Below are 14,713 nucleotides of genomic sequence, written 5' to 3'. Positions count from 1 at the left end.
CCTGTTTCAACTCTTGACGGAGCCAGCGGTGAGGCCGCTGACGATGAAGCGCTGTGACGCCAGGGCGAGCACGACCGGCGGCAGGGCGGCGAGGACCCCGCCCGCGGCGATGAGCCCGAAGTCGGACGAGTACTTGCCGGTGAACTCGGCGATGGCGACCGGGATGGTCTTGGCGTTCGTGGTGGAGGTGAACGTCAGGGAGTACAGGAACTCGTCCCAGGCGAGGAGGAAACCGAACATGGCGGTGGCGAACAGCCCCGGCTTGGCCAGCGGCAGCACGACCCTGGTGAGGGCCTGTAGCCGGTTGCATCCGTCGATGCGGGCGGCCTCCTCCAGTTCGCTCGGCAGGCTCAGGAAGTAGTTGCTCATCGTCCACAGACAGAACGGGGTGACGATGGAGCAGTAGGTGAGGACCAGGCCCCGCTTGGTGTCGAGCATCCCGAGGTTCGACAGCGCCAGGTAGAGCGGGATGACGAGGGCGATCGGCGGGAGCATGTAGACGGACAGGAACGCGAACAGCGCGCTGCGCCGGAAGCGGAACCGCAGCCGCGCGAAGGCGTACCCGCCGAGGGTTCCCACGACCAGCGAGATGACCGTCGTACCGGCGGCGACGACGAGGCTGTTGCCCATGGCGACCCGGAAGTTGGCCGCGACGTCGTCCCCGCCCGCCTGACCCGAGAAGATCGAGTGGTAGCGGGACAGCGTGGGGTGCGACGGCCACCAGTGCGGGTGCGCGCTGATGAGGTCCCGCGCCGGCGAGATGCTGGCGATGACCAGCCACGCGAACGGCGCGAGGATGACCAGCGACATGACGACGGCGAGGACGTACAGCAACGCCAGTTGTGACCTGCGCGGTTTCATTGCACGCCCGCCAATGCGCCTTGCCGGAGGATCCGCAGGTACCCGAGGGCGAGCGCGAGGATCGCGAGCACCACCAGGTAGGACAGGGCCGCCCCGTAGCCGAAGAGCTGATTCGAGAAGGCCTGCAGGTAGGTGTAGAAGGCGACGGTCTGCGTCCCGGAGGCCGGGCCGCCCCCGGTCATCACGTAGATGATGTCGAAGACCTTGAACGCCTCGATCGTCCGCAGGATGAGGACGACGGCGATGCTGGGCACCAGCATCGGCACGGTGATTCTGAAGAACGCGCGGACCGCGCCGGCACCGTCCACGCGGGCGGCCTCGTACAGGTCCGACGGGATCGTCTGCAGACCGGCCAGCAGGAAGAACGCGACGATGCTGGTGTTCTTCCAGACGTCGGCGACGATGACCATGTTGAGGGCCAGGAACGGCGAGCCGAGCCACTGATGGGCGCCGAGGCCGAGGCTCGTCGTGACGGCGTTGAGGACGCCGTACTGGCCGTTGTCCATCAGGCGCCACAGCGCGCCGTTGACGATCGTCGGCAGGGCCCACGGCATGACCGCGACGCTGCGCCAGAACCACCGCAGCCGCAGCGGGGCGTTGAGAATCAACGCCATCACCACGCCGAGCACCAGTTCGAGCGCGGTAGAGACCAGCGTGAAGTACAGGGTGTGCCCGAGCACCGGGTAGAACCGGGGGTCGTGGAACACCCGCGCGTAGTTGCGGAAACCGACGAAGGGATAGCTCCCGGGCAGGGGGCTGTCGACGTCGAAGAAGCTCACCACGAGCGTGCGGACGACCGGGTACAGGACGACGCCGAACACCACGACGGCGGCCGGGATCAGCAGGGCGAGGGCGAAGCGCGCCTCGCCGGCGCTGACGCGCCTGCCTCTCCCGGGCGCCGTACGTGCCGCGGCCCCCCGCCGCGTGGGCTGCTGAACGGTCATGAGTTGAGCAGCGACCCGGCCTGGTCGGCGGCGTCGTTGAGCGCCTGTTGAGGGGACTTCTTGCCCAGCAGCCCGTTCTGCAGCTCGGCCTGCAGGACCTGCGAGATCGCGTTGTAGTTCTTCACCTGCGGACGCAGGATCATGTCGGCGAGCTGCTTCTTCGCCTGCGGGACCACCGCCGGGTTGGTCTTGACGACGGCCGGGTCGTCGTAGGACGTCTTCCACACCGGCAGGGAGCTGAGCGCGAACTTGTTCTGGACCGGCTGGCTGGTCAGGTAGCTGACGTACTTCCAGGCCGCGTCCTGGTTCTGGCTCTGGGCGCTCACGGCGAGGCCCATGCTGCCGTTGACGCCCGGGCGGCCGGCGGGTCCGGCGGGCGTCTGGAGGACCTTGACGTGCCCGGCGACCTGGCTCTGCTTGGGGTCGTCGGCCAGGCCGTACATGTACGTCCAGTTCAACGCCGCGCTCGCCTGTCCGGAGGAGAAGATCTTCCGGACGTCCTCCTCGAGCGACTGGGTCGAGCCGGGGTTGGTCAGCCCGTCGACGATGGACTGGCGCATGAACTCGAGGGCCTGCACCCCGCCGCCGTTGTGGAAGGCCGGCTTGCCGCTGCTGTCGACGAAGGATCCGCCGAACGCGCCGAGCAGCTGGGCGTAGTCGCAGATGAGGGCCTCGGCCTGCTGCCAGGACCACACGAGCGGGTACTGGGTGACGCCGGACTTCTTGATCGCCTTCGCCGCGGTGATGACGCCGTCCCACGTGTCGAGCTGGGCCGGGTCGACGCCGGCGCGGGTGAGGTGGTCGTCGTTGAAGAACAGGTACTTGGTGTCCAGGATCCACGGCACGCCGTAGAAGACGTTCTTGTACTCCGTGGTGGCGATCGCGCCGGGCAGCATCTCGCTCTTCCACGACGCCGGCCACCGCGAGGAGACGTCGGCGACGATGTGCCGCAGGCCGAACTCGGCGGGCCAGATGACGTCGATGAGCACCACGTCGTACGTGTGGGCCGGCGCCGCAGCGACGATCTTGTCGTGGAGTGCCTCGTAGGCGACGAAGTCCGTCGTCACCTTGATGTCCGGGTTGGCCTTCTGGAACTCGGCCGTCATCTTCGCGATGTCGTCTTCCGAGTAGCCGGCCTGCTTCATGAACAGCGCCCGGATCGGGCCCTTGCCGCTGCCCTTGCCGCCGCTGCTTCCGCCGTTGGCGCCGCACGCCGCCAGGACGGCGGTCAGGCCCAGCCCGCCGGTCGCATGGAGGAAACCACGGCGCGTCAGCCCCTGCGCGGGAACGACCTGCTCATCCATCCTGACTCCATTTGTTAAGCAGCTTGCTTTACTTTGTACGCGTAGGATGTACCTCTGGTTCCCCGCTGTCAACAACCATGGAGTAGCTGAATCTGGTGAGCGCTGAGTCCTCCACCGTGGCCACGGTCCTCCGGTCGTTGCTGGACTGCCCGGCACCCGCCTCCAGGGGCGAACTCGCGGCCCGCTGTGCCCTCTCGCGGCCCACCGCGTTCGCGGCCGTCGACCGGCTGATGTCCCTGGGCCTCGTCGCACAGGCGGGGCAGCGCGCGGGCGGCCCCGGACGCACGGCCACCCTCTACGACCTCGACCCGCGCGTCGGACTGATCGCGGGGGTCGACATCGGCGGCAGCAACACCCGCGCCGCGGTGTGCGACGTGCGCGGCCGGGTCCTGGCGGAGACGCGCGTGACCACGGACGCGAACGGCGGCGGGGCGGTGGCGCGGCAGAGCGCGAGGCTCGTCGCCGGACTGCTCGCGAAGGTCGAGCCGGACGCCCCGCTGCTCGTCACCGGAGTCTCCGTGCCCGGTGTGGTCGACCCGCGCAACGGCACCGTCTCGCTGGCCCCGAACATCGGGCAGCGCGAGCCCTACGACCTGCTCACGCTGCTGACCGAGCGGCTGGGCACGACGGTGTTGATCGACAACAACGTCAACCTCGCCGCCCTCGGCGAGCAACGGCAGGGCGCCGCGCGCGAACTCGAGACGTTCGTCGTCGTCTCGGTGGGCGCGGGCGTCGGGGCCGGCATCGTCCACCGGGGAACGCTGCTGCGGGGCGCCCGCGGCGCGGCCGGCGAGATCACGCTCGCGCCGCTGCGGACGCCGCCCCACGTACCCGACTCCGACGTCGACGACGCCGGCGCGCTGGCGCTCCTCCGCGCGGCGGCGGACCGGGACGACTGGAAGGTGCGCGCCCCCGGGACCGTCCTGGAACTGTTCGAACTCGCCGCGGCCGGCGAGCCCCCCGCCGTCGAACTCGTCGAGGGGGAGTGCCAGCGGGTCGGCGAGATCATCGCCACCCTCTGCGCCGTCGTCGACCCGGAGGCCATCCTCCTCGCCGGCGGCCTGGGCGGTAACCGGCTTCTCCTCGAAGGCGCCGTCCGCGTCGCGCGGCGCTTCGTCTCGGACCTGCCACCCGTACTGCCCTCGAAGCTGGGCGAGCGGGCCAGCCTGGTGGGAGCCATCGGAATGGCCTCCGAGCACGCGACAGCGCAGCTCGCCGAGCGAGCCGCGTCCGTGCCCATCGGCAGCCCGTAGTCACGATCCGTCCCACTGCGGTTGCCGGTGGGCCGATCACATCCGTGCGCTCCGGCGCAGCGCAGTGCGTGGCTGAGGCCGGTCCGCGCCCCACCCCGTGCGGGCGCGGGCCGGCCTCAGCCGGTTCAGGCGGCGAGCCAGACGGCGGTGTCGGGGGGCAGCAGTCCGGCGTCGAGCGGTCCACTGGCGAGGAGCACGCCCGCGTGCGCGGGCAGCGGCACCGGCGCGGTGCCGAGGTTGACCGCGCAGATGAATCCGGGGTCGCGGCTGAAGATCAGCACGTCGTCCGGACTGTCGAACCAGCGCAGCGTGCCGTCGCCGAGAGCGGGGTGGTGCCGGCGGATGCGCAGCGCGCTGCGGTAGAGCGCGAGCATCGAGTCCGGTCGCGTGGCCTGGGCGGCGGCGGTCAGCTCCCGCCACGCCGCCGGCTGGGGCAGCCAGGGCGTGGCGGCGTCGGCGGGACCGAACTCGAAGGGCGGCTCGTCGCCGTCCCACGGAAGCGGTACCCGGCAGCCGTCGCGCCCGCGGTCGGAGAAGCCGGAGCGCCGCCACGTCGGGTCCTGCAGACACTCCTCCGGAAGGTCCTCCACCTCCCACAGGCCCAGCTCGTCGCCCTGGTACACGTAGGCGCCGCCGGGCAGGGCGAGCATCAGCAGGGCCGCCGCCTTCGCCCGCCGGGTGCCGAGCTCCAGATCGGGCGCGGTGGCCGTCAGCTCGGCGAGCATGTGCACCGGCCGGTCCGGCTGGGGTCGGCCGTACCGGGAGACGTGGCGTACGACGTCGTGGTTGGACAGCACCCACGTCGTGGGCGCGCCGACGGCGCCCAGGGTCGCGCACGACTGGTCGATGACCGTACGGAGGTGGTCGGCGCGCCACGGCGCCCGGAGGAAGTCGAAGTTGAAGGCGGTGTGCAGCTCGTCGCCGCGGACGTAGCGGGCCAGCCGGTCGGGGTCGCCCACCCAGGCTTCGGCGACGAAGACCCGCGGTTCGGGGTACGAGTCCGCCACCGCCCGCCAGTGCCGGAAGATGTCGTGCAGCTCGTCGCGGTCCCAGTGCGGGTGGTTGGCGGTGGCGGGCCCGGCCGGGCCGTCGGCGTCCGGCCCCAGGGCGGGCAGCCCGGGCGCCTTCACCATCCCGTGCGCCACGTCGATGCGGAACCCGTCGACGCCCAGGTCGAACCAGAACCGCAGGGTGCGTTCGACGTCGGCGCGCACCTCCGGGTGCTCCCAGTTGAGGTCGGGCTGTTCGGGGGCGAACAGGTGCAGGTACCACTCGCCGGGCGTGCCGTCGGGCTCGGTGACCCGGGTCCACGCGCTGCCGCCGAACACGCTGCGCCAGTCGTTGGGCGGCTCTTCGCCGTCGGTGCCGCAGCCCGGGCGGAAGATGTACCGCGCCCGCTCGGGGGAACCGGGGCCGGCGGCGAGCGCGCGCTGGAACCACGGGTGCTGGTCGGAGGTGTGGTTGGGGACGAGGTCGAGCAGGATGCGCAGCCCGAACTCGTGCGCCTCGGCGATGAACGCCTCCGCCTCCGCCAGGGTGCCGAACTCCGGGGCGATCGCCCGGTGGTCACTGATGTCGTAGCCGGCGTCGGCCATGGGGGAGGGGTACCACGGATTGATCCACAGTGCGTCGACGCCCAGGCTCGCCAGGTAGGGCAGGCGGCTGCGAATACCGGCGATGTCGCCCTGCCCGTCACCGTTCCCGTCGGCGAAGCTGCGGACGTACACCTGGTACACGACGGCGCTGCGCCACCAGTCCGACGTCGCGGCGGCTGGCGCGCCGGTGGGGGCGCCGAGCGGGGCGGTGGTGGCGGTCGGGGAGGGAATCATCGATGCTTCCTTCGGCGGTCGGGAGGGTAGCCGCGGCCGAGGAGCGGCCACGATACGCTGCCACGCAGGCTGCAGAGAGTTATGCAGACGCGTTTATTAAATGCTTCTACGGTAGGATGCGGAGGGTCGTGGGCATTGTCAATACGCCCGCGGTGCCCAAGGTGGGGCGGCCCGGCGGATCGATGCCGTCGGGGCGGGCGTCGTCGCGTGCGGCGCTGGCGAAGGGGGCTTGGTGAAGCTGGAAGGCACGGCGACGTCGCCGCTGCTGCGCCGCCTCAACGCCCGCCTGGTGCTCGAGGCGCTGCGCGGCGCGGGCGCGATGACGGTCACCGACATGGTGGCCGCGACGCAGCTGTCGCGACCCACGGTCCACGCGGTCGTGGACGCCCTCGCCCGGATCGGGCAGGTCCGTGAGGTGCCGGACGACGAGACGGCCGGACCGCGCCGGGGACGGCCGGCGCGGCGCTACGAGTTCCGCGCCGACGCGTCGTACGTGCTGGGCCTCGACGTCGGTGCGGGCACGATGGTGGTGGTCGTCGCGGACCTGCGCGGAGAGCTGGTCGCGCAGACCCGCCGGCACTTTCCCGACCTGCACATGGAGGCCGACGAGCGCATCGCGTTCATCCGCCGGACCATGGTCGCGGCGCTGGCCGAGGCCGGTGTGGACCCCGCCGATGTGATGGCGGTCTGCGTGGGCGCCGCCGGGGTGGTCGACCCGCGCGACGGGGCGATCAGGTTCAGCAGCGGCATCCACGGCTTCCTCGAGGTGAACCTGCGCGAAGCCCTGGAGCGCGGGTTCGGCTGGCCGGTCATCGTGGAGAACGACGCCAACCTGGCGGCCGTGGGGGAGCAGCGGCGCGGCGTGGCCGCCGGCGCGGACAACTTCGTCGTCCTGCTCGCCGGCGAGCGCCTGGGCTCCGGCATCGTCCTGGGTGGCCAGCTCGTCCGTGGGCACGGCGGCGGCGCGGGCGAGATGGGCTTCCTCAGTCTGGACGGGTCGGGCGACAACGCGTGGGGCATCGCGTACCTGGCGCGGCGCCTGGGCGCCGAGGCGGTGGCCCGGATGTCCGACCCGGACGCCGGGAATCCACCCCGGCCGGGTTCGCTGTACGAGCGGGTCGGCGGCGATCCCGGCGGGGTCGACGCCACGGCGGTCTTCGCGGCCGCGCAGGCCGGCGACGAGGTGGCCGTCGGGGTCCTCGAGCGGGTCGTGGACCGGGTGGCCAAATCGGTGGGCACCATCGCGCTGCTGCTGGACCCGGAGCTCGTGGTCATCGGCGGCGGCGTCGCGGCAGCCGGTGATGTGCTGCTCGTGCCGCTGCGCCGCCGGCTCGTCGGTGTCGTGCCGGAGCGGCTGCGCATCGAGGCGTCCACCTTGGGGGATCGCGGCGTGGTGACCGGAGCGGTGTGCCGTGCGGTCGACGAGGCCTGGGCCCGCCTGCTGGACGCCTGGCCGTCGGACGACATCGCCGGCTGAGCCGCCGGGACGACATCGCCGCTGACGCCGCTGGATGTCGGGTGGTGGCGCCCGGACCGGATTTGCCGGGTGGCGATCCCGATACCTACCGGCGACTCGATCGTTATCTTGCCTCCTATTGACGGGCCCTTTCGCGCGCTCCTATATTTCGCCAAACCTATTTACGAAACGCGTCTGAAAAATGGAGCGAGGCCGGCCCGACCCCCCGGCGCGGCGCCCACCGTAGAGCGTCGTTCGTCCACTGTGCCGGTCGCAGCCGTACCGCATGGCAAGCGAAGGAGACATTTTGACCAGCAAAGGGACAGCTATGAGAGTTGCCGGGGCGTCACTGGCCGCCGGCATGCTCCTGCTCGCCGCCGCCTGCTCCGGCGGCTCGGGCGGCTCCAGCGGCGGCGGCAACGCCTCCGACCAGAGCGCCGGCGCCCGCGGGCCGATCACCTACGTCCAGGGCAAGGACAACAACAACGTCATCCGGCCGCTCATCGACCAGTGGAACGCGGCCCACCCGAACGAGAAGGTCACCTTCAAGGAGCAGTCCGACCAGGCCGACCAGCAGCACGACGACCTGGTCCAGCACTTCCAGGCCAAGGACCCCAACTACGACGTCGTCGACGTCGACGTGGTGTGGACCGCCGAGTTCGCCGCGAAGGGCTGGCTGCAGCCGCTCAAGGACAAGTTCGCCATCGACACCTCCAAGCTGCTGCCCGCCACGGTCAAGACCGGCACGTACAACGGCACGCTGTACGCCGCGCCGCAGGCCAGTGACGGCGGCCTGCTGTACTACCGCAAGGACCTCGTGCCCAACCCGCCCAAGACGTGGGACGAGATGATGTCGGCCTGCTCGATCGCCAAGTCCCACGGCATGGACTGCTACGCCGGGCAGTTCGCCAAGTACGAGGGCCTGACGGTGAACGCGTCAGAGGCGATCAACACCGCCGGCGGCCAGGTCGTCAAGTCCGACGGGAAGACGCCCGACCTCGACACCGACGCCGCCCGCAAGGGCCTTGGGCTGCTGGTCGACGCGTACAAGAACGGCAACATCCCGCAGCAGGCGATCACCTACCAGGAGGAGCAGGGCCGCCAGTCCTTCGAGGCCGGCAAGCTGCTGTTCCTGCGCAACTGGCCGTACATGTACAGCCTCGCCTCCACCGACGGAAGCTCGGTCGTCAAGGACAAGTTCGGCGTCGCGCCGCTGCCGGGCCTGACCGGTCCCGGTGCCTCCACCCTCGGCGGCCACAACGCGGCCATCAGCGCGTACTCGGCGCACAAGGCGACCGCGCTGGACTTCGTGAAGTTCCTGGAGAGCGAGGAGACCCAGCGCACCTTCGTCGAGAAGGCGTCGCTCGCTCCGGTCATCGCGAGCCTGTACGACGACCAGGCGCTGGTGTCGAAGCTGCCGTACCTGCCGACGCTCAAGACGTCCATCGAGAACGCGGTGCCGCGGCCGGTCACGCCGTTCTACCCGGCCGTGACCAAGGCGATCGAGGAGAACTCGTACGCCGCGATCAAGGGCGACAAGTCGGTTGACCAGGCGCTGAAGGACATGCAGGCGGCGATCCAGTCCGCCGGCTCCTGACCGGGTCGCGCCGGGGCCGGGCGATGTGTCCGGCCCCGGCGCGCCGTCCCGACCGTCCGACCAACCCCCGTTCGGTACTCCAGGGAGAGCCCATGTCCGCCACCACCGACCTGCAGACCGCACCGCCTCCGCCGGAAAGCCGCCCGCCCGGTCCCGATCGCGCGGCCGGTCGCCGGCGGCGCATCTCCGGTGAAGGGCGGCTGGCCACGTTCCTGGTCGCGCCGACCATCGTGCTGCTGGCGGTGGTGATCGGTTACCCGGTGGTCCGGGCGGTCGTCATGTCGTTCCAGAAGGACCCCGGGCTCGACCCGGCGACCGGGCTGTTCACCAGTGGCGGCTCCGCCGGTCTGTCCAACTACACCCACTGGGTGCTGCAGCAGTGCACGTCCGCCACCGGCGGGACGAAGGCCTGCCCGCCCGGTACGCTCGGCGCCCAGTTCTGGGACTCCGTCGGTACGACGGTGTTCTTCACCGTCGTGACGGTGAGCATCGAAGTGGTGCTCGGCATGTGGATGGCGACCGTGATGAACCGGTCCTTCCGCGGCCGGGCGCTGCTGCGCGCCAGCGTGCTGGTGCCGTGGGCGATCCCGACGGCGGTGACGGCGAAGCTGTGGTACTTCATCTTCGCCTACGACGGGGTGGCCAACCGGGTGCTGCACACGCACATCCTGTGGACCGGAGACGCGTGGGCGGCCCGGTTCGCGGTGATCATCGCCGACGTGTGGAAGACGACGCCGTTCGTGGCCCTGCTGATCCTGGCCGGGCTGCAGGTGATTCCGGCCGAGGTCTACGAGGCGGCCCACGTGGACGGTGCGAACGCGTGGCAGCGCTTCGTCCGGGTCACGCTGCCGATGATCCGGCCGGCGCTGATGGTGGCGGTCCTCTTCCGCGCCCTCGACGTCCTGCGCATCTACGACCTGCCGGCGATCCTCACCGGTGGCGGCGGCGGTGGCGGTCACGCCACGACGACCCTGTCGATCCTCGTCGTCGACCAGATCCGGCAGGGCTTCAACCGGGCGGCTGCGCTGTCCACCTTGACCTTCCTTTTCATCTTCGCCGTCGCGTTCCTCTTCGTGAGGGTCCTTGGCGCCAACGCGGTGCGCACCCAGCAGCGGCAGCAGAAGGGGACGATCTGACATGGCCACGACCACTTCACTGCCGCGCCCGACCCGGCGCCGTCCCGTCCTGACGCGGTCGGCGGTGCGCGGGTACCTCGAGGTCGCCGCGATCGTCGTGTTCTGCCTCGCCCCCTTCTACTGGATGATCGTCACCGCCTTCCGCCAGGTCGGGTACACGTTCGACACCACGCCGTGGCCGACGCACGTCACGCTGGAGAACTTCCGGACGGCGTTCTCCACCAGCCTGGGCAACCACCTGGGCCGGGCGCTGGTCAACAGCATCATCATCGGCGTCTGCACGACGGTTCTGGCCGTCCTGGTCGGCACGTTCGCCGCGTACGCGCTGTCGCGGTTGAACTTCCGCGGCAAGGAGATCGTGCTGGGCGTGGTGCTGGGCGCCTCGATGTTCCCCGGCGTGGCGCTGCTGACCCCGCTGTTCCAGCTCTTCACGAACATCCACTGGATCGGCAGCTACCAGGCGCTGATCATCCCCGACATCTCGTTCGCGCTGCCGCTGACGGTCTACACCCTGAGCGCGTTCTTCTCCGAGATGCCGTGGGAGCTCGAGGACGCGGCGAAGGTGGACGGCTGCAGCCCGGGCCAGGCCTTCCGCCGGATCATCCTGCCGCTGGCGGCGCCGGGGCTGTTCACGACGGCCATCCTGGCGTTCATCTCGTCGTGGAACGAGTTCCTGCTGGCCAGTGAGCTGTCCAGTGACAAGACGCAGCCGATCACCGTCGCCATCGCGCAGTTCACCGGTAGCCAGCCGCATCAGGAGCCGTACACGGCGGTCATGGCGGCGGGCACCATCGTGACGGTGCCGCTGGTCATCCTGGTGCTCGTGCTGCAACGGCGGATCGTCGCGGGCCTGACGGCCGGTGGCGTGAAGGGCTGACGGGCGTGCCTCCGTCCACCCGGGTGCGTCGCCACCTCGACATCCTGGTCGGGATCCTCGGGTTCTTCACCGCTGTCGCGCTCGTCAACACGGTCGTGCTCGAGGTACGGGGCGAGCCCGCGCTGCGGGCGGCCCTGGTGCTGCTGGGCTTCGTCCTGGCGTTGGGGGCGGTCTGGCGCGTCCGTCGCCGCTGACGCAGCCAATCATGGGAACCCCCTAGGGGTCGGGGCACGAAGGCGGGTAGGTATCCCGGATGCTCAATTGGCGTACTGCCGTCACCATGGCGGTGCCCTAATTGATATTTCGTGTACCCGCTCGGGGGGAAGTATGGCGAAGGCGGCTGCCAGCCTCATCGCTCATCGCAGGTTGAAGTACGTCATCATCGTCTTCTGGTTGGTGGTCTTCGGCGTCGCCGGCGGACTGGCCGGCAAGTTGACCGGCGTGGAGAAGAACGACGCGCAGTCCTGGCTGCCCAGTGCGGCCGAGTCCACCAAGGTGCTGGCCATCCAGTCCAGCTTCACCTCGCCCGACACGGTCCCGGCCGTCGTGGTGTACGAGCGCCCGCAGGGCCTGACCGAGGCCGACCGGACCAAGATCGCCTCTGACGTCGCGTCGTTCGGCCGGTTGGGATCGCTCGACGGTACGGTCCGGCCGCTGCCGTCGGCCGACGGCAAGGCCGTGCAGGTGATCATCCCGCTCGACCTCGGCAAGGACGGCTGGGCCAAGGCCGGCGACATGGTGGCGTCCATCAAGAAGACCGCCGCCGGCGATCCCGGCCTGTCCGTGCACGTCACCGGCCCCGCCGGTAACGCGGCCGACTCCAGCAAGGCGTTCGCGGGTATCGACGGCACGTTGCTGTACGCCACGGTCGCCGTGGTCGTGGTGATCCTCCTGCTGACGTACCGCAGCCCGGTGCTGTGGCTGCTGCCGGTCATCTCCGCGGGCGTCGCGCTGACCACGGCCGAGGGCGTGGTCTACCTGCTGGCCAAGCACGCCGGGCTGACCGTGAACGCGCAGAGCGCCGGCATCCTCACCGTGCTCGTCTTCGGCGCCGGTACCGACTACGCGCTGCTGCTGGTCGCCCGGTACCGCGAGGAGCTGCGCAGGCACGCCGACCGGCACGAGGCGATGGCGGTGGCCCTGCACCGGGCCGGCCCGGCGATCATCGCGAGCGCCGCGACCGTCGTCATCGGCATGCTGTGCCTGCTCGTCGCGGAGACCAACTCCACCAAGGGGCTCGGACCGGTCGCCGCGGTCGGCATCCTGGTCGGACTCGGCGTGATGCTCACGCTGCTGCCCGCCCTGCTGGTGACGGTCGGCCGGTGGATCTTCTGGCCGGCCCGCCCGACGCTGGGCTCGCACGAGCCGACCGCCACGGGCGTGTGGGCCAAGGTCGGCGACCGCATCGCGCGCCGGCCGCGCTCCACCTGGATCACCACGACGCTCGTGCTGGCCGCGATGGCGCTGGGCCTGTCGCAGCTCGACGCGAACGGGCTGACCAACGCCGAGTCGTTCCGCGGTCATCCCGACTCGATCGTCGGCGAGCAGGTCCTGGCGCGGCATTTCCCGGCCGGGGCGGGCAGTCCGGTCGCGCTCGTCGCGGACGCCGGCGCGGCCGACGCGGTACGCGCCGCGTTCGCCTCCACCGGTGGCATCGACCCGTCGACCGTGACGCCGCCGGTGGTGAAGAACGGTCACGTGTACCTGCAGGGCACGCTCACCGCCGCGCCGGACAGCCAGGCCGCGTTCGACACGGTCGACCGGGTCCGCGCGAAGGTGCACGCGGTCGCGGGAGCGCACGCCCAGGTGGGCGGCAGCACCGCGATCAACCTGGACGTCCGCCGGGCCGCCACGCACGACCGCAACGTGATCATTCCGCTCGTGCTCGTGGTGGTGCTGGTGATCCTGGTGCTGCTCCTGCGCTCCCTCGTCGCGCCGCTGCTGCTGGTGGTCACCGTGGTGCTGTCGTTCGCGGCCGCACTGGGGGCCAGCGCGCTGGTGTTCCGGCACGGCTTCGGCTGGCAGAGCGCGGACACGTCGTTCCCGTTGTACGTGTTCGTGTTCCTGGTGGCGCTCGGGATCGACTACAACATCTTCCTGATGACCCGGGTACGTGAGGAGGCCCTGCGGCGTGACGCCCGCCGTGCCGCGCTGATCGGCCTGACCGCGACCGGCGGGGTGATCACGTCGGCGGGCGCGGTACTCGCGGGCACGTTCGCGGTGCTGGCCACGCTGCCGTTGACCGCCTTCGCCGAGATCGGCTTCGCGGTCGCGTTCGGCGTGCTGCTGGACACCATCGTGGTCCGTTCGGTGCTGGTCACCGCACTCAACATCGACACAGGCCGGTTCATGTGGTGGCCGAGCGCGCTGTACCGGCGTCGCGGCGCAGTGGCCGTCGAGCCGGCCGAACGGGAGGCCGATACGGTGACGACCTGACCGCCCTTGACGTGGCGACGGACGGCGCACGGGACATCTCCTGTGCGCCGTCCCGTTCGGCTCAGGCGGACGCCAGGCGGGTGAGGTGTCCGAGCATGTCGTCGACGGAGGCGGCGGGGTCGGTGACCGGGAACTGGACCGCGCGGATGACGGCGTCCGGGTCGACCAGCAGCGTCAGGCGTTTGAGCCGGTCGACGCCGGCGGCGCGGAACGTCGGTAGCCGTAGCCCGGCCGCGAGCTTGTTGTCCTGGTCGGACAGGAGCGGGAAGGGTAGCCGGACGTGCGCGACGAAGGCGGCGAGCTGGTCGGGGCGCTGTGTGCTGACACCGCGGACGTGGGCGCCGAGGGCGCGGAAGGCCGCATGGCGGGAGGCGTAGGTCATCGACTCCAGCGTGCACCCGGCGGCGCCGGGGATCTCGCTCCAACCGGGCGGGTAGCCCTGGGCGGCTGGCGCGTACGCCCCGGGAAAGCAGTACAGCACGGTCCAGGCCCCGAAACCGTCGAGCGCCGCCGGCTGCCCGTCGTGCTGCAGCACCGTGACCCGGGGCAGTCGCCGGCCGACGAGGCGGTGCACGCGTCGGGTCTCGGCTGAGGCATTGTCGGCGGTCGCCGTCAGGTGTCCGTCGCCCATCACGTGTCTGGTGCCCCAGTCCTGTAGGGCGATGAGCACCGGTAGGAGCCCCTCGCCCTTCGGCGTGAGCAGATAGTCGTACCGTGGCGGATGCTGCGAGTACGGCCGGCGCACGAGCACGCCGTGCTCGACGAGGTGGGTCAGACGTTCGGTGAGGGCGCGCCGGCTGATACCGAGTTGGCGCTGCAGCGCATCGAAGCGGGTGGTGCCGCCGGCGATGTCGCGCACGATCAGGAATGTCCACCCGTCGCCCAGCACGTCCAGCGCCTGTGTGATGCCGCAGTCGGCATCGACGAGGTCAGCGCGCTTCATGTTTAACCTTCTTCACCCTCCACCCCCTTACGACTATAGTCAGTTCCAATTTGGAACGTACTGCCGCCACGGGGGAG

Annotated in this window: 12 protein-coding genes; 7 read left to right on the top strand and 5 right to left on the bottom strand. The window is 70.7% G+C overall.

From position 1 onward, the window contains the following. Nucleotides 1-6 precede the first annotated feature (6 nt). Genes HC031_RS21720 through HC031_RS21710 form a run of 3 tightly spaced genes read right to left on the bottom strand, consistent with a single transcriptional unit; the run spans nucleotide 7 to nucleotide 3,109 of the window. Nucleotides 7-861, bottom strand: a complete 855-nt coding sequence (locus HC031_RS21720) for a carbohydrate ABC transporter permease (protein ID WP_167927223.1) — start codon at nucleotides 859-861, stop codon at nucleotides 7-9. Next, complete coding sequence (locus HC031_RS21715; RefSeq protein WP_167927222.1) at nucleotides 858-1,805, bottom strand: carbohydrate ABC transporter permease; 948 nt, start codon at nucleotides 1,803-1,805, stop codon at nucleotides 858-860. Before HC031_RS21715 ends, HC031_RS21720 begins: the two co-directional genes overlap by 4 nt. Further along, the gene (locus HC031_RS21710; RefSeq protein WP_167927221.1) at nucleotides 1,802-3,109 is read right to left on the bottom strand and encodes an extracellular solute-binding protein; all 1,308 of its coding nucleotides are present in this window, start codon (nucleotides 3,107-3,109) and stop codon (nucleotides 1,802-1,804) included. Before HC031_RS21710 ends, HC031_RS21715 begins: the two co-directional genes overlap by 4 nt. A gap of 95 nt (nucleotides 3,110-3,204) precedes the next feature. On the opposite strand from HC031_RS21710, the gene HC031_RS21705 reads away from it, so the two are divergent. Next, nucleotides 3,205-4,362, top strand: a complete 1,158-nt coding sequence (locus tag HC031_RS21705; RefSeq protein ID WP_167927220.1) for an ROK family protein — start codon at nucleotides 3,205-3,207, stop codon at nucleotides 4,360-4,362. Between the two features lie 125 nt (nucleotides 4,363-4,487). On the opposite strand, the gene HC031_RS21700 is transcribed toward HC031_RS21705, so the two are convergent. Then, nucleotides 4,488-6,191 carry a glycoside hydrolase family 13 protein gene (locus HC031_RS21700; protein ID WP_167927219.1) on the bottom strand — a complete coding sequence of 568 codons (1,704 nt, stop codon included), beginning with the start codon at nucleotides 6,189-6,191 and terminating at the stop codon, nucleotides 4,488-4,490. 232 nt (nucleotides 6,192-6,423) lie between these two features. Between HC031_RS21700 and HC031_RS21695 the strand changes: the two genes are divergently transcribed. From HC031_RS21695 to HC031_RS21670, 6 genes are all read left to right on the top strand, one after another. Next, on the top strand, nucleotides 6,424-7,668 hold the full coding sequence (locus tag HC031_RS21695) for an ROK family protein (protein ID WP_167927218.1): 1,245 nt from the start codon (nucleotides 6,424-6,426) through the stop codon (nucleotides 7,666-7,668). Nucleotides 7,669-7,975: 307 nt separating this feature from the next. Then, the gene (locus tag HC031_RS21690; RefSeq protein ID WP_167927217.1) at nucleotides 7,976-9,244 is read left to right on the top strand and encodes an ABC transporter substrate-binding protein; all 1,269 of its coding nucleotides are present in this window, start codon (nucleotides 7,976-7,978) and stop codon (nucleotides 9,242-9,244) included. A 92-nt stretch (nucleotides 9,245-9,336) separates the two neighbouring features. After that, complete coding sequence (locus HC031_RS21685; RefSeq protein ID WP_167927216.1) at nucleotides 9,337-10,380, top strand: carbohydrate ABC transporter permease; 1,044 nt, start codon at nucleotides 9,337-9,339, stop codon at nucleotides 10,378-10,380. Between the two features lies 1 nt (nucleotide 10,381). Next, nucleotides 10,382-11,257, top strand: coding sequence for a carbohydrate ABC transporter permease (locus HC031_RS21680; RefSeq protein ID WP_167927215.1), 876 nt, complete (start codon nucleotides 10,382-10,384; stop codon nucleotides 11,255-11,257). 5 nt (nucleotides 11,258-11,262) lie between these two features. Further along, the gene (locus HC031_RS21675) at nucleotides 11,263-11,451 is read left to right on the top strand and encodes a hypothetical protein (protein WP_167927214.1); all 189 of its coding nucleotides are present in this window, start codon (nucleotides 11,263-11,265) and stop codon (nucleotides 11,449-11,451) included. 133 nt (nucleotides 11,452-11,584) lie between these two features. Then, nucleotides 11,585-13,693 (top strand): MMPL family transporter, encoded by a 2,109-nt coding sequence (locus tag HC031_RS21670; protein ID WP_167927213.1) that lies wholly within the window; start codon nucleotides 11,585-11,587, stop codon nucleotides 13,691-13,693. A 61-nt stretch (nucleotides 13,694-13,754) separates the two neighbouring features. Here the strand turns inward: HC031_RS21670 and HC031_RS21665 are convergent, their stop codons facing one another. After that, complete coding sequence (locus HC031_RS21665) at nucleotides 13,755-14,636, bottom strand: winged helix-turn-helix transcriptional regulator (protein ID WP_167927212.1); 882 nt, start codon at nucleotides 14,634-14,636, stop codon at nucleotides 13,755-13,757. Between the last annotated feature and the right edge of the window lie 77 nt (nucleotides 14,637-14,713).

Source organism: Planosporangium thailandense (genome assembly GCF_011947195.1).
Taxonomy (GTDB): Bacteria; Actinomycetota; Actinomycetes; order Mycobacteriales; family Micromonosporaceae; genus Planosporangium; species Planosporangium thailandense.
The sequence above is the reverse complement of the archived record's forward strand: the minus strand, read 5'-3'. Positions and strand labels throughout refer to the sequence as shown.

What these genes read in the sequence shown, in the direction of transcription:
- HC031_RS21720 (WP_167927223.1), bottom strand. Translation starts at nt 861, where the DNA reads ATGAAACCGCGCAGGTCACAACTGGCGTTGCTGTACGTCCTCGCCGTC.
- HC031_RS21715 (WP_167927222.1), bottom strand. Translation starts at nt 1,805, where the DNA reads ATGACCGTTCAGCAGCCCACGCGGCGGGGGGCCGCGGCACGTACGGCG.
- HC031_RS21710 (WP_167927221.1), bottom strand. Translation starts at nt 3,109, where the DNA reads ATGGATGAGCAGGTCGTTCCCGCGCAGGGGCTGACGCGCCGTGGTTTC.
- HC031_RS21700 (WP_167927219.1), bottom strand. Translation starts at nt 6,191, where the DNA reads ATGATTCCCTCCCCGACCGCCACCACCGCCCCGCTCGGCGCCCCCACC.
- HC031_RS21690 (WP_167927217.1), top strand. Translation starts at nt 7,976, where the DNA reads ATGAGAGTTGCCGGGGCGTCACTGGCCGCCGGCATGCTCCTGCTCGCC.
- HC031_RS21685 (WP_167927216.1), top strand. Translation starts at nt 9,337, where the DNA reads ATGTCCGCCACCACCGACCTGCAGACCGCACCGCCTCCGCCGGAAAGC.
- HC031_RS21680 (WP_167927215.1), top strand. Translation starts at nt 10,382, where the DNA reads ATGGCCACGACCACTTCACTGCCGCGCCCGACCCGGCGCCGTCCCGTC.
- HC031_RS21670 (WP_167927213.1), top strand. Translation starts at nt 11,585, where the DNA reads ATGGCGAAGGCGGCTGCCAGCCTCATCGCTCATCGCAGGTTGAAGTAC.
- HC031_RS21665 (WP_167927212.1), bottom strand. Translation starts at nt 14,636, where the DNA reads ATGAAGCGCGCTGACCTCGTCGATGCCGACTGCGGCATCACACAGGCG.